Annotated in this window: 16 protein-coding genes; 8 read left to right on the forward strand and 8 right to left on the reverse strand. The window is 65.1% G+C overall.

Annotation, left to right across the window (positions count from 1 at the left end):
- Window positions 1-45: 45 nt before the first annotated feature.
- From O6P39_RS19895 to rnd, 3 genes are all read right to left on the reverse strand, one after another.
- Window positions 46-978, reverse strand: a complete 933-nt coding sequence (locus tag O6P39_RS19895) for a D-2-hydroxyacid dehydrogenase (RefSeq protein WP_275608164.1) — start codon at window positions 976-978, stop codon at window positions 46-48.
- A 248-nt stretch (window positions 979-1,226) separates the two neighbouring features.
- Entirely contained in the window at window positions 1,227-1,520 is a 294-nt protein-coding gene (locus O6P39_RS19900; RefSeq protein WP_275608165.1) for a YcgL domain-containing protein, read from the reverse strand.
- Between the two features lie 15 nt (window positions 1,521-1,535).
- The gene (gene rnd, locus O6P39_RS19905; RefSeq protein WP_275608166.1) at window positions 1,536-2,669 is read right to left on the reverse strand and encodes a ribonuclease D; all 1,134 of its coding nucleotides are present in this window, start codon (window positions 2,667-2,669) and stop codon (window positions 1,536-1,538) included.
- Window positions 2,670-2,808: 139 nt separating this feature from the next.
- Between rnd and O6P39_RS19910 the strand changes: the two genes are divergently transcribed.
- Window positions 2,809-3,870 carry an SMP-30/gluconolactonase/LRE family protein gene (locus tag O6P39_RS19910; RefSeq protein ID WP_275608167.1) on the forward strand — a complete coding sequence of 354 codons (1,062 nt, stop codon included), beginning with the start codon at window positions 2,809-2,811 and terminating at the stop codon, window positions 3,868-3,870.
- 10 nt (window positions 3,871-3,880) lie between these two features.
- Here the strand turns inward: O6P39_RS19910 and O6P39_RS19915 are convergent, their stop codons facing one another.
- Complete coding sequence (locus O6P39_RS19915; protein WP_275608168.1) at window positions 3,881-4,675, reverse strand: lysophospholipid acyltransferase family protein; 795 nt, start codon at window positions 4,673-4,675, stop codon at window positions 3,881-3,883.
- Window positions 4,676-4,762: 87 nt separating this feature from the next.
- On the opposite strand from O6P39_RS19915, the gene O6P39_RS19920 reads away from it, so the two are divergent.
- From O6P39_RS19920 to O6P39_RS19935, 4 genes are all read left to right on the forward strand, one after another.
- Window positions 4,763-5,617: a sulfurtransferase gene (locus tag O6P39_RS19920; RefSeq protein WP_275608169.1), complete on the forward strand. Its 855-nt coding sequence runs from the start codon at window positions 4,763-4,765 to the stop codon at window positions 5,615-5,617.
- A 113-nt stretch (window positions 5,618-5,730) separates the two neighbouring features.
- Entirely contained in the window at window positions 5,731-6,384 is a 654-nt protein-coding gene (locus O6P39_RS19925; RefSeq protein ID WP_275608170.1) for a tetratricopeptide repeat protein, read from the forward strand.
- Window positions 6,385-6,565: 181 nt separating this feature from the next.
- Window positions 6,566-7,045 carry a hypothetical protein gene (locus O6P39_RS19930; protein WP_275608171.1) on the forward strand — a complete coding sequence of 160 codons (480 nt, stop codon included), beginning with the start codon at window positions 6,566-6,568 and terminating at the stop codon, window positions 7,043-7,045.
- A gap of 186 nt (window positions 7,046-7,231) precedes the next feature.
- Window positions 7,232-8,509: an outer membrane protein transport protein gene (locus tag O6P39_RS19935; protein ID WP_275608172.1), complete on the forward strand. Its 1,278-nt coding sequence runs from the start codon at window positions 7,232-7,234 to the stop codon at window positions 8,507-8,509.
- Between the two features lie 184 nt (window positions 8,510-8,693).
- Here the strand turns inward: O6P39_RS19935 and O6P39_RS19940 are convergent, their stop codons facing one another.
- Window positions 8,694-9,263 (reverse strand): MarR family transcriptional regulator, encoded by a 570-nt coding sequence (locus tag O6P39_RS19940; RefSeq protein WP_275608173.1) that lies wholly within the window; start codon window positions 9,261-9,263, stop codon window positions 8,694-8,696.
- Between the two features lie 114 nt (window positions 9,264-9,377).
- On the opposite strand from O6P39_RS19940, the gene O6P39_RS19945 reads away from it, so the two are divergent.
- Together O6P39_RS19945 and O6P39_RS19950 are read left to right on the forward strand one after the other, a co-directional pair.
- On the forward strand, window positions 9,378-9,602 hold the full coding sequence (locus O6P39_RS19945) for a glutaredoxin domain-containing protein (RefSeq protein WP_275608174.1): 225 nt from the start codon (window positions 9,378-9,380) through the stop codon (window positions 9,600-9,602).
- A 16-nt stretch (window positions 9,603-9,618) separates the two neighbouring features.
- Window positions 9,619-9,897 carry a Rho-binding antiterminator gene (locus O6P39_RS19950; protein WP_275611990.1) on the forward strand — a complete coding sequence of 93 codons (279 nt, stop codon included), beginning with the start codon at window positions 9,619-9,621 and terminating at the stop codon, window positions 9,895-9,897.
- Between the two features lie 17 nt (window positions 9,898-9,914).
- On the opposite strand, the gene O6P39_RS19955 is transcribed toward O6P39_RS19950, so the two are convergent.
- Window positions 9,915-10,454, reverse strand: a complete 540-nt coding sequence (locus O6P39_RS19955) for a DUF2058 domain-containing protein (protein WP_275608175.1) — start codon at window positions 10,452-10,454, stop codon at window positions 9,915-9,917.
- A 150-nt stretch (window positions 10,455-10,604) separates the two neighbouring features.
- On the opposite strand from O6P39_RS19955, the gene O6P39_RS19960 reads away from it, so the two are divergent.
- On the forward strand, window positions 10,605-11,537 hold the full coding sequence (locus O6P39_RS19960) for an aspartyl/asparaginyl beta-hydroxylase domain-containing protein (protein WP_275608176.1): 933 nt from the start codon (window positions 10,605-10,607) through the stop codon (window positions 11,535-11,537).
- Window positions 11,538-11,675: 138 nt separating this feature from the next.
- Here O6P39_RS19960 and mazG read toward each other — a convergent pair whose 3' ends face one another.
- Window positions 11,676-12,509 carry a nucleoside triphosphate pyrophosphohydrolase gene (gene mazG / locus O6P39_RS19965; RefSeq protein WP_275608177.1) on the reverse strand — a complete coding sequence of 278 codons (834 nt, stop codon included), beginning with the start codon at window positions 12,507-12,509 and terminating at the stop codon, window positions 11,676-11,678.
- On the reverse strand, window positions 12,502-14,760 hold the full coding sequence (gene relA, locus O6P39_RS19970) for a GTP diphosphokinase (protein WP_275608178.1): 2,259 nt from the start codon (window positions 14,758-14,760) through the stop codon (window positions 12,502-12,504). The genes mazG and relA overlap by 8 nt, the downstream gene beginning before the upstream one ends.
- Window positions 14,761-14,820: the final 60 nt, after the last annotated feature.

Consider the following 14,820-nt stretch of genomic DNA (forward strand, 5'->3'; position numbering starts at 1 on the left):
CAAAGAAAAAGGCCCCGAACGGGGCCTTTTTCATGTCTGCGGCGATCAGTAGCCTCGCGTGAAATCCACCTCGCCGCGCATTTCCTGGCCGGCCCAGAATCGCGCGAGATTGTCGCGGAACAGCTCGATCAGCGGCCCCGGCAGCGTCGGCGCGGCAGTGTGGCCGGTCAGCAGCAGGCGAGGCGTGTGCCAGAACGGATGCTGCGGCGGCAGCGGCTCTTCGCGGCAAACATCGATCACCGCCCCGGCGATCTGGTTGGCCTCCAGCGCCGACACCAGATCAGCATCGACCACCGAGGTGCCACGCCCGGCGTTGATGAACAGCGCGGTCGGCTTCATCCGGTTGAACAGCGGCAGGTTGTAGATATCGCGGGTCTGCGGCGTGTCGGGCAACAGGTTCACCACATAGTCGGCAGTCTGCAGCAGGCGCGGCAGGTCTTCCAGCGCGCCCACGCGGCTGAATGGCAGCAGCGACCGCGGATTCTTCGCCACGCCCACCAGCTCCACGCCGAACGGCGCCAGCATGTGCGCCACCGCCTGGCCGATCTCGCCGGTCCCGACGATCAGCACCTGGCGGCCATTGAGCGTGCCCGGCAGGCGGTCATCCCACTGCACGCCAACCTGGCTGGCCAGGCGGCCGAGCATCTGCCGCTCATGGGCGAGCAGATAGGTGAGCAGGTATTCGGTCATGACCTGGCCGAAAATGCCCACGGCGCGGGTCAGCGCGTAGTCCTTGGGCAGGTCGTCCGCCAGCAGCGGGGTGATGCCCGCCCAGCTGGACTGGATCCACACCGGGTGTACGCCCTGGCGCAGCAGCTGCGCGGCAAAATCGGGCTGGGCGAGCCAGACGGGGCACTCGGCGGCGGCTTCGAGGAGTTTGTCCGGCTTGTCGCCGGAAATCACCGTAATCCGCGGTTCCGCCGCCATGATCAGGGCGGCGTAGAGGGCATGGTCACGATCAAGAACGAGAAGGCGCATGACTCAGGCCCTTCGCTTGGATCGGTGGAACGTTTCCGGCTGGCGCATCTGGACTCGCTTTAGGAGAGCTTCCCGTGGAGTTCGGTAGTAGTTCAGGGAAGACAGGCGGCTATAGACACAGCCAGAGACCAAGCGTTCCGCTCCGTTGAACCCTTTTCTCCACGCATAATGCGCTCAAGCCGCGAACTTGCACAGTGCCAGCACTGCGCCCGTCCGCGGCTCGAAGGGTGTTGCGCGCGAGCGAGGGGTCAGAGCGGATCGTTCATCCGCAGCAGCTCCTCGGGCAGGTGCTCGATGTACTCCTCTTCGGCCGGCGGCATCTGCAGGTGGTACCCCTGCTTCTCGATGTTTTCCAGGACCTTGTTGATGTCCTCGCGGGCCAGTTGGCGCTCGGGGCTGAGCACCAGGTCGAAGGTGTGCTGCGGCGGACCGAACGCGGCGATCAGCCCTTCGGGTACACGGGTCAGCGCCTCGCGCTTGTCGACGTACAGGTACATCTCGTTCTTGCGCGGACTCTTGTAGATGGAGCAGATGCGTTTCATGGTGTGTCTTCCGCGTTATTCGTGGGTCTGGACGGCGAGGCTGTCCAGCAGGGCCTGGCCCATCAGCTCGCGGCGCCAGCCCTGCAGCGATTCGGGCAGATGGTAGGGGCCGTTCGGCCAACCAGTCTTGAGCAGCGCTTCGAGAACCTTCTTGCGCAGCATCAGCTCGGGGGCCATGTTCAGACGCTCAGCCTCCTTCTGGCCGACTTCGCGCAGTTGCTTGAGCACCGGCGTGACCTCGCGCGGCAGCGGTTCGGGCAGTGTCTGCGGGCGATCGGCCTCCGGCAGCTTCGCCGCGTGGGCGATCAGTGCGATCAGGGTATCGCCATCCTGGCGCACGGTACGCGGGTGCATGTCGTCGATGCGCGCCAGAGCAACCTTGTCGGCGGGCTGGAAGCGCGCCAGCGGCCACAGGGTGTGCTCGCGCAGCACGCGGTTGCGCGGCTGGTTGCGCAGCCGCGCCTGCTCTTCGCGCCAGGCACACAGCTCGCGCAGCACGGCCAGTTGCTGGCGATTGAGCTTCCACGCCAGCTTCACATCGAGGTAAGCCTCCTGCGGGTCGCTGACGCGGGTCTGGTTGGCGGTCAGGTCCGCGCCGTCGGCCAGCAGCCACTGCAGCTTCTCGTCGCTCAGGCGCGGCGCCAGCTTCACGTAGACCTCGGCCAGGTGCTGCACGTCCTCGGCGGCGTAGCGCACCTGCATCTCGGTCAGCGGGCGCTGTAGCCAGTCGGAGCGGGTTTCGTCCTTGGGCAGATCAATTCCGAGGATTTCCAGCACCAGCTTCGAGTAGCCCATCGAGTGCGGCATACCCAGGTAGGCGGCGGCCAGCTGGGTATCGAACAGCGGCTGCGGCAGGCTTCCGGTCAGGCGCAGGAAGACTTCGAGGTCTTCGCCGCAGGCGTGGAACACCTTGACCACGCAGGGTGCCTCCAGAACTTCGGCGAACGGCGACCAGTCGCGGATCAACAGCGGGTCGATCAGCCATACGCCACTGCCATCGCCCACCTGCACCAGGCCGGCGCCGGGGTAGAAGGTATCGACACGCATGAACTCGGTATCGAGCGCGAGGTACGGCAGTTCTTTCCAGTCCTGGCACTTGCGCACCAGGCTGGCATCGTCGCGAATCCACTGAATATCGAGAGCGGTCACGAACATCTCCTTCGTTTCGGTGCGCGCATTATATAGAGATGCAGGATGTGCGAGCATTCCGCTCGGCTATCGGTCTGTGTCGCGCCCAGTGCAGCGACTAGGCTGAGCCCGCCCCATAACAACAATAAGGCAACTCCCCATGAAGAAGCTTTTCGGGCTGCTCGGCCTGCTGGTCGCCGCCCTGGCCGTCTACCTGGCGCTCACCCCCAGTCCCATCGACCCGTTGGCCTGGACGCCGCCCAAGGCCCCAGCGATGACCGGCGTGATGGAGCCCAACGACACCCTGATGAAGGCCGAACTGATCGCCCAGGGGCAGATCGTCGGGCCGGAAGACACTGCCGTGGACAGCCAGGGGCGCATCTTCGCCGGACTTGCCGATGGCCGTATCGTGCGCATCGGCGCGGATGGCAAGGCGGAAACCTTCGTCGAAACCGGCGGCCGACCGCTGGGCCTGGCATTCGACAAGACCGGCAACCTGATCGTCGCCGACGCCTGGAAGGGTCTGCTGCAGGTCGATCCGCAGGGCAGGATTCGCGTGCTCACCGATTCGGCTGACGGCATTCCCTTCGCCTTTACCGACGATCTGGACATTGCCAGCGATGGACGCATCTATTTCAGCGACGCATCCAGCCGTTTCCACCAGCCGGACTACCTGCTCGACCTGCTCGAAGCCCGTCCCCATGGCCGTCTGCTGCGCTACGACCCGACCAGCGGCAAGACCGAAACGCTGCTCAAGGACCTGTATTTCGCCAACGGCGTGGCGCTGTCGCAGAACGAGGACTTCGTGCTGGTCAACGAAACCTATCGCTACCGCATCACCCGTTATTGGCTCAAAGGCGAGAAGGCCGGGCAGCATGAGGTCTTCATCGACAACCTGCCGGGGCTGCCGGACAACCTCGCAGGCGATCGCAAGGGCACCTTCTGGGTCGCCCTGCCCTCGCCGCGCAAGGCCGACGCCGACCTGATCCAGCAACTGCCCTGGCTCAAGCGCCAGCTGACCAAGCTGCCGCGCGCCTTCCTGCCCAAGCCGGTGCCCTATGGCCTGGTGATCGCGCTGAACGAGAAGGGCGAGATCGTCCGCAGCCTGCACGACACCAGCGGCCAGCACCTGCGCATGGTTACCTCAGCCAAGCCGGTGGGCGATGCCCTCTACCTCGGCAGCCTGGAGAACGACCGCATCGGCCGGCTGACCTTGCACTGAGGGTTCCGCCTCAGGCCGGCGTCTGCTCCTCGTGGGCAGGCGTCCGGGCGGGCGCGGCGGAAGGCTCCAGCAGCTCCTGCATGCGCCCGCGCACCTCGGCCATCAAGGCATCCACGCCTTCCTCGGAAAACGCGGTGGAGTCGATCGGCGCGCCGACGTGCACTTCCACCGGCATGCCGAGGTTCAGCTTCAGGCCACCAGCCGGCAGCAGTTGCTGGATGCCACGGATAGCCACCGGAACGATGATCGCATCGGTCTGCTGCGCCAGACGGAAGCAGCCCTTCTTGAACGGCTGCAGCTTGCCATCCCTGGAGCGCGTGCCCTCGGGCGCGGCCCAGAGCACGATGCCGCTTTCCATCATCTCCCGCGCCTTGGCCAGGTCCGCCATGGCCTGGTGACGGTTGTGCCGGTCGATGGACGGGAACTCCGCCGCACGCATCGCCGCGCCCCAGATCGGCACGGAGAACAGCTCCTTCTTCGCCAGCATGCGGATCGATCCGGGCATGGTCACGAAGATCGCCGGGATGTCGTAGAAGCTGGAGTGGGTGCAGAGGATCATGTAGCGGCGGCCATCGCCGAAGTCCGGCACCTCGCCGTGACGGCTCAGGCGCGCGCCGGTCAGCCTCAGCAGGCTGCCCGACCAGTCGCGGGTGAAGCCGTCGACCTTGCTGCGGCGCAGCCGGCCAATGGCGCCGAGCGCCAGCACACGGACGCTGTAGCCCAGGGTAATCAGAACGGTCGCCAGGCCCACCAGGGCGACGCGCAGCGGGCCGGCCTTGCGCGGCTCCGATTGCAGGTTGTGCATTTTCGCCAATTCCCTACCGACAGTAACTTGTTCGCGATACAAGCCTTATGATGCGCCCAAGCCCCGTCACGACACAGGAATGCGCCCATGACCCATGCCCGCCTGCTCACGCCCGAGCAACTGGCCGCCCGCCTCGATGACCCGAACCTCGTCCTGCTCGACTGTCGCTTCTCCCTCGACGATCCCGCCTACGGGGCGCGCAGCTACCAGGAAAACCACATTCCCGGCGCCCACTTCGCCGACCTGAACAAGGACCTTTCCGCGCCCGTCGTCCCCGGCGTGACCGGCCGCCACCCGCTGCCGAACCCGCAGCAGCTGCTGGAGCGCCTGCGCACCTGGGGACTGAACGCGGAAAGCGAAGTGGTGCTCTACGACGACGGCCCCGGCGCCTTCGCCGCCCGCGCCTGGTGGCTGCTGCTGTGGCTGGGCAAGCGCGAGGGCGTCTACCTGCTCGACGGAGGCCTCGGCGCCTGGCGCGCCGCCGGCCTGCGCCTGACCACCGCCGAGACGCCCGTGCGCCCCGGCGACTTCCAGGGCAAGCCGGACAACAGCCTGCTGATCGACGCCGACGCCCTCGGCAAACGCCTGGGCGAACCCGACCTGCCGCTGGTGGACGCCCGCGGGCTGCCGCGCTTCCGCGGTGAAGTCGAACCTATCGACCCGGTCGCCGGGCACATTCCCGGCGCCCAGTGCGCGGCTTTCACCGACAACCTCGGCAGCGACGGCCGCTTCCTGCGCCCGGAGCACCTGCACCAGCGCTTCGCCAGCCTGTTGCGCGGTCGCCCGGCGCAGGACCTGGTGGCCTATTGCGGCTCCGGCGTCACCGCCTGCCACAACCTGTTCGCCATGAGCCTGGCCGGCTACCCGCTGGGCCGCCTGTACGCCGGCTCCTGGAGTGAATGGATCACCGATGCGAAGCGTCCGGTGGCCAAGGGCGACTGACGAACCATCCCGCAACCAGAACGGAATGCAGGTCACGCCACGTACCTGCGTTCCGATGGATAGGTAACCGGGCATGCGTCAGACTCATGCCCATTTTTCAAAGGAGTGAATCCATGTCCACCCGTCTTCGCCACACCCTGCTCGCCAGCGCGCTGCTGTGCCTGTGGGCCGCTACGCCGGCCCAGGCCGCCACCCTGGAGGCTACGCCCTGCTCGATCACCGACCAGTGGTCCGACCTTTATGGCGACGAACTGGTAGCGGCGGCCAACGCCGGCCACGCCACCGCGCAGTACAGCCTCGGCCTGGAGTACGACGCCGGCAGCGACGAGTTCGAGCAGAACTACGAGCAGGCTGCGTACTGGTACCAGAAGGCCGCGGAACAGGGGCACGCCTGCGCCCAGTACAACCTGGGTAACGCCTATGACAGCGGCGACGGAGTGGAGCAGAGCGCGGAGAAGGCCGTGTACTGGTACCAGAAGGCGGTCGACCAGAACGACAAGGACGCCGAATACAACCTGGCGATCATGTACGAGAACGGCACCGGCGTGACCCGCAGCTACAAGAAGGCTTTCGCGCTGTACAAGAAGTCCGCCGAGCAGGGCGACGTGGATGCCCAGTTCGCCGTGGCCGAGGGCTACGCCAAGGGCCGAGGGGTGGCGAAGAACCCGGCACAGGCCCGCCTCTGGTACCAGCGCGCCGCCGACCAGGGGCACGTGGAGGCCGAGGAAAAACTCGAGGCGATGCCCGAGCTGCCGTCCAGCATCTAATTTCCGGACGGAATATGGATTATTCCGGCGCCATCAAAACAATTTAAAAACAGGCCTTTACAGCATAATTATCGCACTACACTTCAAATCGAGCGGCTAAGTCCGCTTCCGGCGGGGCCAGGAAAATCACTAGAAGCTGCCAAGTCGCCCCGCCCCGCCGGTCACCGAGGACGAGGATGTCATGGGAATTGCTGCCAACGACCTGTGCCACTACGTAATCCGGCCCACCTTGCTCTATCTGGGGCGGCACAGTGTCGCGGCGGAAGCGCTGCTGCTGGGGGCGGCAGCCTGTCAATCGGCGCTGGGGAGTGCGCTGGGCGACAGCCATGGCCACGGGCTGTACCGCATCGGTGAAAGCCGTCACCAGACCCTCTGGGACTGCTATCTGGCCTGCGACCCGGAGTTGGCTAGCCGGGTTCGCGGGCTGGCCAGTCAGCACGCTTTCCTCGATGCCCCGCATCTGGAACTCACGGTCAACCTGCGCTACAGCACCGCCATCGCCTGGATGATGGTGGAGGCCGAGCGCATCCCCCTGCCCCACGCCGACGATCCCCTGGGCCTGGCCCGGGTCTGGCGTCGGGTTTTCCAGCCCCATGGACGCCTGCACGATTTCGTCGACGCCTGGCACAGCTACGTCGGAAATCTCAGCCAGGTGGCCTGAGCGGAGCCTGAAGTCCTCGAATGACCGATCGGTCAGATTTTTTTGTTCATCGCGACGAACGGCGACGACGCCGATAGAACGCTTGTTTGAGCTATAAAGCCCAAAGTAGAGCGTTTTCCAGGCACTACCCAAGACTTTCGAATCTTGATAGCGTGCGCGCCGATCAACACAGGAGTTGCTCTAACAATGAAAACAACATGGCTCAAGACCACGCTCGCTCTGACCATTAGCGCCGCCTCTGCCCAGGCCCTGGCCAACGGCATCGCCATCAACGAGCAAAGCGCCAGCGGCGCCGGTACCGCCTACGCAGGCCGTGCCTCCTCCGCTCTCGACGCCAGCACCATCTACGGCAACCCGGCCGGCATGTCCAAGCTCAAGCGCACCGAAATCAGTGGCGGTCTCGCCATTGTCGATGCCAAGGACGACATCAGCCAGGCCCACAGCGCCGCCACCGGCACCAACAAGGGCGACTCCGTCCCGCTGGCTGCCGTGCCCTTCGGCTACATTGCCACCCCGCTGGACGACAAGGTCAGCGTCGGCCTGGGCATCTACGTGCCCTACGGCATCATCAACGACTACGAAGGCAGCTTCCAGGGCCGTTACCACGGCTCCTACAGCAAGGTCCAAGTGATCACCGTCCAGCCGACCATCAGCTACAAGTTCAACGACATGGTCTCCGTCGGCTTCGGCCCGACCTTCAACCGTATCGACGGCAAGCTGGAGAACAACCTGGCCACCAAGGGTCTGTTCGGGGCTCCGGATGACACCGAGATCAGCATCAAGGGCGACGACACCGCTGCTGGCTTCAACGTCGGCGTGCTGTTCACCCCGACCGAGATGACCTCCCTGGGCGCGACCTATCACTCCAAGGTCAAGTACGAACTGGAAGGCCACACCACCGTATCCGGCTCCCCGATGGGCCTGTTCGACAAGCGCATGGATGCCAGCCTGGACATCACCCTGCCTGAGTCCGTGGACCTGTCGATCACCCAGAAGCTGGATGACCGCTGGACCGTCTATGGCGGCACCACCTGGACGCGCTGGAGCCGTCTGCAGTCCATCGAGGTGCAGAACGAGAACCCGCCGCTGCCGAACTTCGCCACCATCGGTGAAGACCTCAGCTGGCATGACACCTGGTCGGCCGCCATCGGTACTTCCTACCAGTACAACGACCAGTGGGTGCTGCGTACCGGCTTCGCCTACGACCCGTCGCCGACCACCAACGAGCACCGTAACGTGCGTATCCCGGTGGGCGATCGCAAGATCTTCACCCTGGGTGCCGGCTACTCGCCGAACGCCGACATGACCTTCGACTTCGCCTATGCCTACCTGTGGGAATCCACCGCCGGCGTGAACCAGCCCAACGGCGAGAACCTGGCTGGCGTGGAGCTGCAGCCCGCCTACAGCGCCAAGTACGACAACAGCGCTCATGGTCTGACCGCGCAGATGACCTATCGCTTCTGATAGCACTATCGACGTGGCATGAAAAAGCCGGGCAAATGCCCGGCTTTTTCATAATGGCACCACTGCGATCCGCGTTCGGTGCGAGCAAACTTGCTCGCGCAGCGTTTGACGCTGAATTCGCCGGGAAGTCCTGTTCGCGAGCAAGCTCGCTCCTACGAAAAGCAATGGTGCAGAGTGGGTCGATTCACGCTGTCTGTTCAGGCTCGGCGTGCTCGCGGCAGATCAACTCGCCTTCACGGGGCTCCAGTCGCTCACCGGTCAGCCCGCAGAGCGAGCCCTCGTCCAACTTCTGGTGGAAACGGCAGGTACGGCACAGGCCGAAGCCCGGCACGTTCTCCTGGCGCTGAATGGTCGCCAGCAGTTCGCGCAGCAGCGTCACCAGCAGTTCGCTACGTTCGCCCAGTGCTTCTTGCGCACGGCTGAGGAAAGCCGGCGGCACCAGCGACTCGATCAGCCCCCGTCCCTCCTCCGTCAGTTCCAGGTGCACGCTGCGCCGATCCTGCGCATCCGGGCGCTTGCGAATCAGCCCCTTGGCCTCCAGCGCCTTCAGCGACTGCGACACCGTCCCCTTGGTCAGGCCAAGGAAGTCCGTAACCGCCAGCGGCGTATTCGAATAACGGTTGCAGCGCGCCAGGTAGTTCAGCGCACTCAGCTGGATCGGCTGCAGGTCGGCCATCAGCGGCTGCTCCCGAGCCCAGGCGCGCATCAGGCTGGCAATGCGTTCGAGGTAGTCGTACAGGGTCGTATCGGTCATGGGCTCATCCTCCCGATAGATAGTATCGATCAAAAACCAGTTTGACAGAAGCCACTCTCCACTTGCAGACTGAAATGGTATCGATTCGATACATAACTACTCAGGAGAAGGGTCATGAGCAAAACCGTCTATTACCACGCCGGTTGCCCCGTCTGCGTCGAAGCCGAACGCACGCTGCTGCCATTGCTGAACCGGGAAGTGGAAGTCGTGCATCTGGGCGAGCAGTCGCCGCGCATCGCCGAAGCCGAGACCGCCGGGGTCAAGTCGGTGCCCGCCCTGGTGGTCGATGGCCAGGTGCTGCACCTGAACTTCGGCGCCGCCATCGCGGACCTGAAGTAAGGGCATGCCCAGCAGCATGGATACCTACCGACCGCTGCACTGCGATCTCCACGATTACCTGGAGATCGCCTGCCTCTACCGCTACTGGCTGCGTATCGAGTTGCGTGACGGCCTGGTGTTCGACGCCCAGGCCTTCACCACGCACACGCGGCGAAGTACGGATGGAGTGCTGGAGGAGTATCTGGAAGTGCGGGTGGACGACGCCAGCCGGGAGCTCCGGCTGGATCGTCTGCACGCCATCACGCCGCTGGCGGCGCAAGCGCGTTTCGCAAGGGTGGTACTGAATCCGGCCTGAAGTCCGGCCGGGCGACCTCACCACATGAGGTCGTCGGGCACCACGTAGTCCTTGTACGGATCGTCCTCGTCCGGCTCGCCACTGGGCTCGTTGAGTAGCACGATACGGCGTTCGTCGCGCTCCTTGATGCGCAGCGCGGCGTCACGCGGGACGATTTCATAGCGGCCGTCGTAGCTGACGATGGCCAGGCTGCCGCGGCTGAGCTTGTCGCGGATCAGGTCGTTCACCGCAATGCGCTTGACCTTCTTCGCGTCGACGAAGTTGTAGTAGTCCTCGGTATCCAGCTTCGGCAGACGGGTGCCTTCGATCAGTTGTTTGATCTGGGCAGTTCTGGCTTTCTTGTCAGCCTTTTCCTGCTGCTGGCGATTCAGCTCGGCATCGCGGGCCTGCTTCTCGGCCTGAGCCTGCTGGGCCGCCTGACGCTGGCTGTCATCCTTCTCCGCCTGGCCCTTGTGCTCCAGGCGCTGCTGCTTCTGCTTCTGCTTGCCGGCCTGCTTGGCCTGCTTCTCGCTGACCAGCCCGGCTTTCAGCAACTGGTCACGTAACGACATGCTCATTCGATAAGACTCTCGACAGTCCTTGATTGACGCGGGGCAACTTTCCTGATGGCACAAGGCTCTGCGCTCGCGCCCACAGGGGGTATAATCCTCGGGCCTGTGCGTGCGCTGCGCAAGTGCCCAGCTCGATTTCACTCATCCAGGGCCCCCATGATCAAGCTCATCGTTCTCGCGATTCTTGCCATCTTCCTCGTCGCCATCCTCTACGTGCACCTGCGCGGCAAGGTACGACTGCCCTTCCTGCGCCAGGTCGTGAACCACTCCGCGTGGTTCGCCCCGTACAACTCGCTGATGTACCTGAACTCCAGCGTCCCGTCCAAGCCCTACCTGGACCGCGAGCGCTTCCCCGAACTCGACAAGCTGCGCGATAACTGGCAGATGATCCGCGAGGAAGCCGAGAAGCTCTTCGACGAGGGCTACATCCGCGACGCCCTGAACAACAACGAGGCCGGCTTCGGCTCCTTCTTCAAGAAGGGCTGGACCCGCTTCTACCTGACCTGGTACGACGGCCCCCTGCCCTCGGCCCAGCAACTCTGCCCGAAGACGGTGGAACTGGTCAGCAGCATTCCCAACGTCAAGGGCGCGATGTTCACCCGCCTGCCGCCGCGCAGCCACCTGAACAAGCACCGCGATCCCTACGCCGGCTCGCTGCGCTACCACCTGGGCCTGGCCACGCCCAACTCCGACGAGTGCCGCATCTTCGTCGACGGCCAGCCCTATGCCTGGCGCGACGGCCACGACGTGATGTTCGACGAGACATTCGTGCACTGGGTGAAGAACGAAACCGACGAGTCGCGCCTGATCCTCTTCTGCGACATCGAGCGCCCGCTCAAGTCGTCGCTGCTGACCCGCCTCAACCGCTGCGTCAGTGCCTTCCTCGGCCGCGCCACCGCACCGCAGAACGTCGAAGGCGAGCGCGTCGGCGGGATCAACCAGGCCTACTCGGTGCTGATCCGCTTCGGTAATGCCGTGGGCAGTCAGGTGAAGGTGTTCAAGCGCCGTTACCCGAAGGCCTACCGCATTGGCCGACCGATCCTGGCGGTGATCCTGCTGGTGTGGCTGCTGCGCTGGATGTTTGGCTGAGATACCTGTAGGAGCGAGCTTGCTCGCGAACAGAGTTTTCGGCAGCGCCGGCGTCAAGCGGTTCGCGAGCAAGCTCGCTCCTACGAAGAGCCACAAAAAAGCCCCGCAATCGCGGGGCTTTTTCATGGGAGGCAGCGCCTAACCGCAGCTGATCGGATTCTTCTCGTCACGCTTGGCCGCGCCCCAGAGCTCGTCCATCTCTTCCAGGCTGGTGCCTTCGAGGCTGCGGCCCTGATCGCGCAGGGCCGTCTCGATGTAGCGGAAGCGTCGCTCGAACTTGGCGTTGGCCGCACGCAGGGCGGTTTCCGGGTCGACCTTGAGCTTGCGCGCCAGGTTGACCACCACGAACAGCAGGTCGCCCACCTCCTCCGCCTGGGCCTCGGTGTCATTGCCGGCCATGGCTTCGAGCACCTCATCCAGCTCCTCGCGGACCTTGTCCACCACCGGCAGGGCGTCAGCCCAGTCGAAGCCGACCTGGGAAGCGCGCTTCTGCAGCTTGTTGGCGCGGCTCAGCGCCGGCAGCGCGTGGGGCACGTCGTCCAGCAGGGACAGTTGCACCGGCTCGGCCGCCTTGGCGGCGCGCTCCTCGGCCTTGAGCTCTTCCCAGCGCTGCTTGACCGCGGCTTCCTCAAGCTTCGCCGGGTCCGGCTTGCCGTAGAGGTCACCGTCGGGGAATACATGGGGATGGCGGCGGACCAGCTTGCGGGTGATGCCATCGACCACCGCATCGAACTCGAAGCGCCCCTCTTCCCGCGCCAGCTGCGCGTAGTAGACGACCTGGAACAGCAGGTCGCCCAGTTCCTCGCGCAGATGGCCGAAGTCGCCGCGCTCGATGGCATCGGCGACCTCGTAGGCCTCTTCGAGGGTGTAAGGAACGATGGTCGCGTAGCTCTGCTTCAGGTCCCACGGGCAACCGTTCTGCGGGTCGCGCAGACGGGCCATCAGGTGCAGCAGGTCGTCGAGCTTATACATCCTTGCCACCCGCGCGGTCGCGGCGCGCCTCGATGATGTTGGGCAGCTGTGAGACCCGCGCCAGCAGGCGTCCCAGCGCGTCGAGACCGGGGATCTCGATAGTCAGGCGCATCACCGCAGTGTTGTCTTCCTTGTCCGAGCGGGTGTTCACCGCCAGAACGTTGATGCGCTCGTTGAGCAGCACCTGGGAAACGTCACGCAGCAGGCCGGAACGGTCGTAGGCACGGATGACGATGTCCACCGGGTAGGTACTGACCGGCACCGGCCCCCAGCTGACCTGGATGATCCGCTCCGGCTCGCGCCCGGCCAGTTGCAGCGCGGTGGCGCAGTCCTGGCGGTGGATGGTCACGCCGCGGCCGAGGGTGATGTAGCCGACGATCGGATCGCCCGGCAGCGGCTGGCAGCAGCCGGCCATCTGCGTGAGCAGGTTGCCGACGCCCTGGATCTGGATGTCGCCGCGCTTGCCGTGGCCGATCTTGCTCGGCTTGCGCGGGATCAGTTCGAGCTGCTCGGTGCCGCGCTCCGGCTCCACCAGCTGTTGCGCGTAGCTGACCACATGGGCCAGGCGCAGGTCGCCGGCGCCCAGCGCGGCGAAGAGGTCTTCTCCGGTCTTGTAGTTGGCCTTCTCGGCGAGCTTCTCGAAGTCCACCGGCGGCAGCGCCAGGCGGCCCAGTTCGCGTTCGAGCATGGCCTTGCCGGCGGCGACGTTCTGGTCGCGCGCCTGCAGCTTGAACCAGTGGACGATCTTCGCCCGCGCCCGCGAAGTGGTGACGTAGCCGAGGTTCTGGTTCAGCCAGTCACGGCTCGGCCCGCTCTGCTTGCCGGTGATGATTTCCACCTGCTCGCCGGTCTGCAGGCTGTAGTTGAGCGGCACGATACGGCCGTTGATCTTGGCGCCACGGCAGTTGTGGCCGACTTCGGTATGTACGCGGTAGGCGAAGTCCAGCGGGGTCGCGCCCTTGGGCAGGTCGATGGCGTGGCCGTCGGGGGTGAAGACGTAGACCCGGTCGGGCTCGATATCCACCCGCAGCTGTTCGGCCAGGCCGCCGATGTCGCCCAGTTCCTCGTGCCACTCGAGCACCTGGCGCAGCCAGGAAATCTTCTCTTCGTAGTGGTTGGAGCTGGCCTTGACGTCGGTGCCCTTGTAGCGCCAGTGCGCGCACACGCCCAGCTCGGCTTCCTCGTGCATGGCGTGGGTGCGGATCTGCACTTCCAGCACCTTGCCCTCGGGGCCGATCACCGCGGTGTGCAGCGAGCGGTAGCCGTTTTCCTTGGGGTTGGCGATGTAGTCGTCGAATTCCTTGGGGATGTGCCGCCACAGGGTGTGCACGATGCCCAGCGCGGTGTAGCAGTCGCGCATTTCCGGCACCAACACACGCACGGCGCGCACATCGTAGATCTGGCTGAAGTCCAGGCCCTTGCGCTGCATCTTCCGCCAGATGGAATAGATGTGCTTGGCACGGCCGGAGAGGTCCGCCTTGATGCCGGTGGCGGCCAGGGCGTCCTTGAGCTGCTGCATCACGGTGGCGATGTACTGCTCGCGATCCAGCCGGCGCTCGTGCAGCAGCTTGGCGATCTGCTTGTACTGGTCGGGTTCCAGGTAGCGGAAGGACAGGTCCTCCAGCTCCCATTTGATATGGCCGATGCCCAGGCGGTGGGCCAGCGGCGCGTAGATGTCGAACACCTCGCGGGCGACGCGGTGGCGTTTTTCCTCGTCGGCGTTCTTCACCGCGCGGATGGCGCAGGTGCGCTCGGCCAGCTTGATCAGCGCGACGCGCACGTCGTCGACCATCGCCACCAACATCTTGCGCAGGTTCTCGATCTGCGCCTGGGTGCCGAGCACCAGCGACTGCCGGGGGTTGAGGCTGGTGCTGATCGCCGCCATGCGCAGCACGCCCTCGATCAGCTTGGCGACCACCGAGCCGAAGCGCTGCTGGACGTCCTCCAGAGTGGTCTTGCCCTCGCGCACGCCACGGTAGATCACCGCGGCGACCAGGGACTCCTGGTCGAGCTTGAGGTCCGCCAGGATCTCGGCGATCTCCAGGCCCGTCTGGAAGCTGGAGGTGCCGTCGGCCCAGGAGTTGTCCGCCTTGCTGGCCGCCTTGTTCTCCACCTCGCGGGCGAATTCGCAGGCTTCCAGCAGGACCTTGCGATCCAGAACCGGGACCAGAGTCTGGACATGGTCCAGCCAGGCCTCGAGGTTGATGCTGCCGTCAGTGTTGACCGGCTGGTGCGCTCTCACCTGTACCATCGTGTCTACCCTTCCCCACGGTGCCCCACGGTGCACCGCTCACAGCGCCGGCCTTTCTTC

It is taken from the genome of Pseudomonas sp. PSE14 (genome assembly GCF_029203285.1).
Classification (GTDB): Bacteria; Pseudomonadota; Gammaproteobacteria; order Pseudomonadales; family Pseudomonadaceae; genus Pseudomonas.